Genomic DNA, 4992 nt, shown 5'->3' on the forward strand with positions numbered 1-4992 from the left:
CGGCACCCCCGGCCCCCGGGGGCGCCGGGGAGGCGGAGCCCTGGAGCGGCCCCCTCCCGCTCCGCGGACCCGCCTTCTCCTCGTACCCCGCAGCCGACGTCGGCTGGCTGCTGCAGGATCTCTCCGGGGTCGAGCTGGAGGCGCCCACGGAGGAGCGGGAGGAGGCGATCCAGCGCGGGGGCGCGCACTACGCCGAGTCGCTGCCCGTCGAGTACCAGCCCAGCGAGGAGTACCAGCGGCTGTTCCACGCGGCCCTCGACACCTCGGCGGCCCGCATCGCACGGGCCGTGGGCACCGTCACCGAGACCGTGCTCGCCGAGCGGGGCGCACACCCCGTGCTGGTCTCCCTCGCGCGCGCCGGAACGCCGGTCGGCGTGCTGATGCGCCGCTGGGCGCGGCACACCCACGGCCGGGAGCTGCCGCACTACGCCGTCTCCATCGTGCGCGGCCGGGGCATCGACACCACCGCGCTGCGCTATCTCGCCGCCCACCACGACCCCGCCGACGTGGTCTTCGTCGACGGCTGGACCGGCAAGGGTGCCATCACCCGCGAACTCGCCGACGCGCTGCGCCCGTTCCCCGGCTTCGACCCCGAGCTCGCGGTGCTCGCCGACCCCGGCTCCTGCGTACGCACCTACGGCACCCGCGAGGACTTCCTCATCCCCTCCGCCTGCCTCAACTCCACGGTGTCCGGGCTGATATCCCGCACCGTGCTGCGCGCCGGGCTGGTCGGCCCCGACGACTTCCACGGCGCGAAGTTCTACCGCGACCTGGCCGGCGCCGATGTGTCCGGGCTCTTCCTCCAGGCCGTCGAGCGCCACTTCGACGCCGTCCGCGCGCAGGCCGAGCGGGACGTACGGACGCTGCGCGCCGCCGACCGCACCCCCACCTGGGAGGGCTGGCGGGCCGTGGAGCGGATCAGCGCCGAGTACGGCATCGGGGACGTCAACCTCGTCAAGCCCGGGGTCGGGGAGACCACCCGGGTGCTGCTGCGCCGGGTGCCCTGGCGGGTGCTGGCCCGCCGGGGCGCCGGCGCCGAGCTGGACCACGTACGGCTGCTCGCCGGGCAGCGCGGGGTGCCCGTCGAGGAGGCCGACGGGCTGCCGTACTCGTGCGTCGGACTGATCCACCCCCGCTACACGCGCGGCGCCACCGGCGCCGACGGAAAGGCCGCCGGATGAGCCGCACGCCCCGCACCGACCCCCCGCCGCTGTTCGCCAGCGACCTCGACCGCACGCTGATCTACTCGGCGGCGGCGCTCTCCCTCACCGTTCCGGACGCCGAGGCGCCCCGGCTGCTGTGCGTCGAGACCTACCAGGGCGCGCCGCTGTCCTATATGACGGAGGACGCCGCCGCGCTGCTGGCCGCACTGGCGGCCCGCTGCGCCGTCGTTCCGACCACCACGCGCACCCGCGCGCAGTACCGGCGCGTCCGGCTGCCCGGCCCTGAGCCGCGCTACGCGGTGTGCGCCAACGGCGGCCATCTGCTCGTCGACGGCGAGAGCGACCCCGTCTGGCACGCGCGGGTGCGCCGCTCCCTCACCGAGTGCGCCCCCCTCGCGGAGGTGAGCGCCCGGATGCGGGGCACGGCGCACGCGGACTGGCTGCTCAAGGAGCGGGAGGCCGAGGAACTGTTCGCCTATCTGGTGGTGGATCGCGCGCGGCTGCCCGATACCTGGGTCAAGGAGCTGGCGGACTGGGCGGAACCGCGCGGCTGGGGCATCTCCCTCCAGGGGCGCAAGCTCTACGCCGTACCGCGCGCCCTCACCAAGAGCGGCGCGGTCGCCGAGATCGCGCGCCGCACCGGGGCCCCGTACACCTACGCGGCGGGCGACGCACTGCTCGACGCCGATCTGCTGGCCGCCGCCGACCGGGCCTGGCGGCCGGGGCATGGCGAACTCGCGGACAGCGGCTGGACCGCGCCGCGGGTCAGTGCGCTGGCGGAGCGGGGCGTGCTGGCGGGCGAGCGGATTCTGCGGGAGGTGACCGGGGCCCTGGTCGGCTAGCCGGGTCCGCTGGCGCAGTTGGCGCGCAGTTCCCCGCGCCCCTTCGGGGCCCTACAGGTGACCGCCGTGCACGGAGGCGCTGCGGTGCAGCGCGTCGCCGCGGGACTCCGCGCGGGCGCGCTCCTCGCGCTCGGCCTGCTCGGGGTGGCGCTGTCGCCAGTACGGGTTGTCGTGCGGCAGGGCGCTCCCCACCCGCCCGTACATTCCGAAGAGCAGCAGCAGTACCCCGACCACGAAGCTGAACAGCACGTTCTGGATGCGGAACGCGAGGAAGTTCAGCCCGGTCTCCAGCAGGGCGAGGTTGACGAACCCGCTCAGCAGGAAGAGCCCGCCGAGCGTGATGTTGAGGCTGGAGGCGAAGTTCCCTCCGCGCACCATGCCCAGGAAGAGCAGCGTGCCGACCACGATGGACAGCACGCTCAGCGCCCCGTTGGTGTTGAGCCCGGCGACGGTGTCCCCCCTGGTGTCGAAGAACCCGACCTTGTCGAGCAGGCCCAGGATCCCGAACGCCAGCAGCACGAGTCCGATGAGCCCCGCGCCGACCCGGTAGACCCGGCTCAGCTTGTGGTCGACGGGCAGGTGCTCGTCCAGATGGAAGCGGTGCCGCCGGGGGAGCGGCGGGTGGTGAAGGACGGCCATGATCAAGCCTCCTCGCATACGGTTCCGGAGGCGCCCGGCACTCACTCCCCAGCATCCGCCCGCAGCTCCCGGGCATCAACCGCGGAGCCGCGACCCGGCGGCGCCTATCCCTGTGCGGCCGCTCAGCGGCCGCCGCCGGCCCGCTCCTGCCGGATCTGGTCCACCACGCCCTGCACCGTCTCCTTCACGGCGTCCAGCTCGGTCAGCAGATGCCAGTAGTCCGGATGGCGCCCGGTCAGCGAGGCGACCGCGCGGTCCACCCGCTCCACGGCGCCGTCCAGCGGCGCCGCGTGCCGGGGGTCGGGCGTGTTGCGGCCCGCCATCGCCAGCCGCTGCGCGTCGCGGATCGCGAACCGCGTCCGCTCGACTTCCGCCGTCTGGTCGTGCGAGACCTCGTTGAGCCGCTGCAGGCGCTCCCCGGCGGCCTTCACCGCCTCGTCCGTGGTGTTCAGCAGCGCCCGGACGGTGGACAGCAGCGAGGTCGCGTCCGCCCAGCGCTGCTCCTCGCGCGCCTTGCGGGCCGCGGCCAGCTTCTCGTCCGCCTGCCGCACGGACCGCTCGGCCTCCTCCGGCACCCGCTGCAGGTCCTGCCAGCAGGCGGCGCTGAACCGCCGGCGCAGCTCGCTGAGCACGGGATCCACCTGGCCCGCGCGGGTGTGCAGCGCCTGGGCGCGGGTGCGCAGCGAGGAGAGCCGCTTGTCGATCTCCGCCGCCATCGTAGGCAGCCGCTCGGCCTCCCCCTGGATGACCTCCGCCTCGCGCACCACCCGGTGGGCGCGCTGCACGGTCTCCTGCACACCGTGCTGGCCCGCGCCCTCGTTCAGCTTCGTGAGGTCCGGGGAGAGGGCGGCGAGCCGGCCGGCGAGATCGTCGGCGCGCAGGCCGGAGCCGCGCACCCGGTCCAGCGCCCCGCTCGCCGCCAGCAGCGCCTGGCGGGCCCGCTCCACGGCGGGCGCCAGCCGCGCCAGCTCGTTCTCCGCCTGGGTGAGCAGCGGCCCCAGACTCGCCCCGAACCGCTCCAGCTCCCCCTTGACCCGCTCCAGCTCCCCCTTGGTCCGGTCCAGCTCGGCCCGCGCGCGGGCCGCAGCGCCGGCGTCCAGGTCGTCCCGGTCGAGGTCGTGCGAGTCCACGACGGTGATGTAGTCGTGGCTGACGTGGTCGATGCGGCTTCCGAACTCCGCGAAGTCCCTGGCGGCCTTGCGGGCCGGGGGCGAGTTGTCGACGGCGCTGATGGTCTCGATGGAGATCCGCAGATCGCGCTGGGCGGTGTCCAGCTCGTAGAAGGCCGCGGCCGCGGCGTCCTTGGCTGCCTGCGCGTCGGCCCGCAGATTCTCCGCACGGCCGCTGCCCCAGCCCCAGCGGCGGGTCCCGCCGCCGTTCATCGCCGTCACGTATCCTCTCCCGGTGCCGCGGCCAGTGGGTCGGTCGCCATTCTCCCACCCGGGGACAACGAACACACGGGCCAGTTCGTTCACGGCCGGCGGGCCCGCGGACCGTTTGCACGGGCGGCACGGGGACGGGGTAGGCTGACATTCCCCTTTCCGGGCGCGTAGCTCAGCGGCAGAGCGCCTGCCTTACAAGCAGGATGTCACTGGTTCGAACCCAGTCGTGCCCACCGGATTAGGTAGCAGGTCGGAGTACTGAAGTGGCTCCCGTCGAGATCTTCGGCGGGAGCCACTTCATGATCAGAGTCCGCATAAAGTCCACATCCCCCAGAGGGCGACACCCCGACGATCCAGAGGTGTGCGCGCGTCACACGTTGCCCAGGCATACTGTGGGACGCAGAGGGGGATGTGCCGCTCCCAATTCCGGCACTCCAGATGCATGCCCTCACGGGCCCGCGTGCTGCTGTACGGGGAGGTACACAGTCGCGGGGAGTGCTCCCCACCGAACAGACCGGTGGGGAGCACTACGAGTCCAACGTAAACCGCCCCAGCCCCTCGACAAGAGGAACTGGGGCGGCGACGCCGCACGGAGCGGCGCCTCTCGGCGCGTCCAAGGTGGATGCATGTGCACCTGAGCGCCGGGTCAATGCCCGCTACACGAGCGGACGACGTCGTCAACTACCCGTCCGGTCTTTCACGTACTCGTAAAAGTGATGTGCTGCTGGCACTTGCCGATGCGTTTCGGACAGTGGCACGCGCACGAACTCGCCTGTCACAACGGCCTTCCGCACGCGGAGCACAGCGCACTCCTCTCCCCGCCTCCGCGGCTTGCGTCCCGGAGCTGCGGGGTGTCCGGGCCCGAGCACGGTCCCAGCCCCTCCCGTTCCGCCCACCGCACGTAGGGCCGGACTATGGCGACGGCGTCGCCGTCGATCCGCCCGGTGTGCCGGGTGTGCCGGGTGC

Annotated in this window: 4 protein-coding genes and 1 tRNA gene; 3 read left to right on the forward strand and 2 right to left on the reverse strand. The window is 73.4% G+C overall.

Annotated features, from left to right (window positions below; translation table 11 throughout):
• Window positions 1–1181, forward strand: a 1181-nt coding sequence (locus G5C65_RS30960) for a cysteine protease StiP family protein (RefSeq protein WP_165302367.1), incomplete at its 5' end; no start/stop codon positions are given.
• Window positions 1178–2005 carry an HAD family hydrolase gene (locus G5C65_RS30965; RefSeq protein WP_165302368.1) on the forward strand — a complete coding sequence of 276 codons (828 nt, stop codon included), beginning with the start codon at window positions 1178–1180 and terminating at the stop codon, window positions 2003–2005. The genes G5C65_RS30960 and G5C65_RS30965, both read left to right, overlap by 4 nt.
• 51 nt (window positions 2006–2056) lie before the next feature.
• Here the strand turns inward: G5C65_RS30965 and G5C65_RS30970 are convergent, their stop codons facing one another.
• Both G5C65_RS30970 and G5C65_RS30975 read right to left on the reverse strand, forming a co-directional pair.
• Entirely contained in the window at window positions 2057–2644 is a 588-nt protein-coding gene (locus G5C65_RS30970) for a DUF4383 domain-containing protein (RefSeq protein ID WP_241266191.1), read from the reverse strand.
• A 122-nt stretch (window positions 2645–2766) separates the two neighbouring features.
• On the reverse strand, window positions 2767–4026 hold the full coding sequence (locus G5C65_RS30975; RefSeq protein ID WP_206442462.1) for a coiled-coil domain-containing protein: 1260 nt from the start codon (window positions 4024–4026) through the stop codon (window positions 2767–2769).
• 161 nt (window positions 4027–4187) lie between these two features.
• Between G5C65_RS30975 and G5C65_RS30980 the strand changes: the two genes are divergently transcribed.
• Window positions 4188–4259 (forward strand) — tRNA-Val (locus G5C65_RS30980).
• Window positions 4260–4992: the final 733 nt, after the last annotated feature.

It is taken from the genome of Streptomyces boncukensis, assembly GCF_011045075.1.
Taxonomy (GTDB): domain Bacteria; phylum Actinomycetota; class Actinomycetes; order Streptomycetales; family Streptomycetaceae; genus Streptomyces; species Streptomyces boncukensis.

Excerpts from the sequence above, each read along its gene's own strand:
- G5C65_RS30965 (WP_165302368.1), top strand. The coding sequence starts at position 1,178 with ATGAGCCGCACGCCCCGCACCGACCCCCCGCCGCTGTTCGCCAGCGAC.
- G5C65_RS30975 (WP_206442462.1), bottom strand. The coding sequence starts at position 4,026 with ATGAACGGCGGCGGGACCCGCCGCTGGGGCTGGGGCAGCGGCCGTGCG.
- G5C65_RS30970 (WP_241266191.1), bottom strand. The coding sequence starts at position 2,644 with ATGGCCGTCCTTCACCACCCGCCGCTCCCCCGGCGGCACCGCTTCCAT.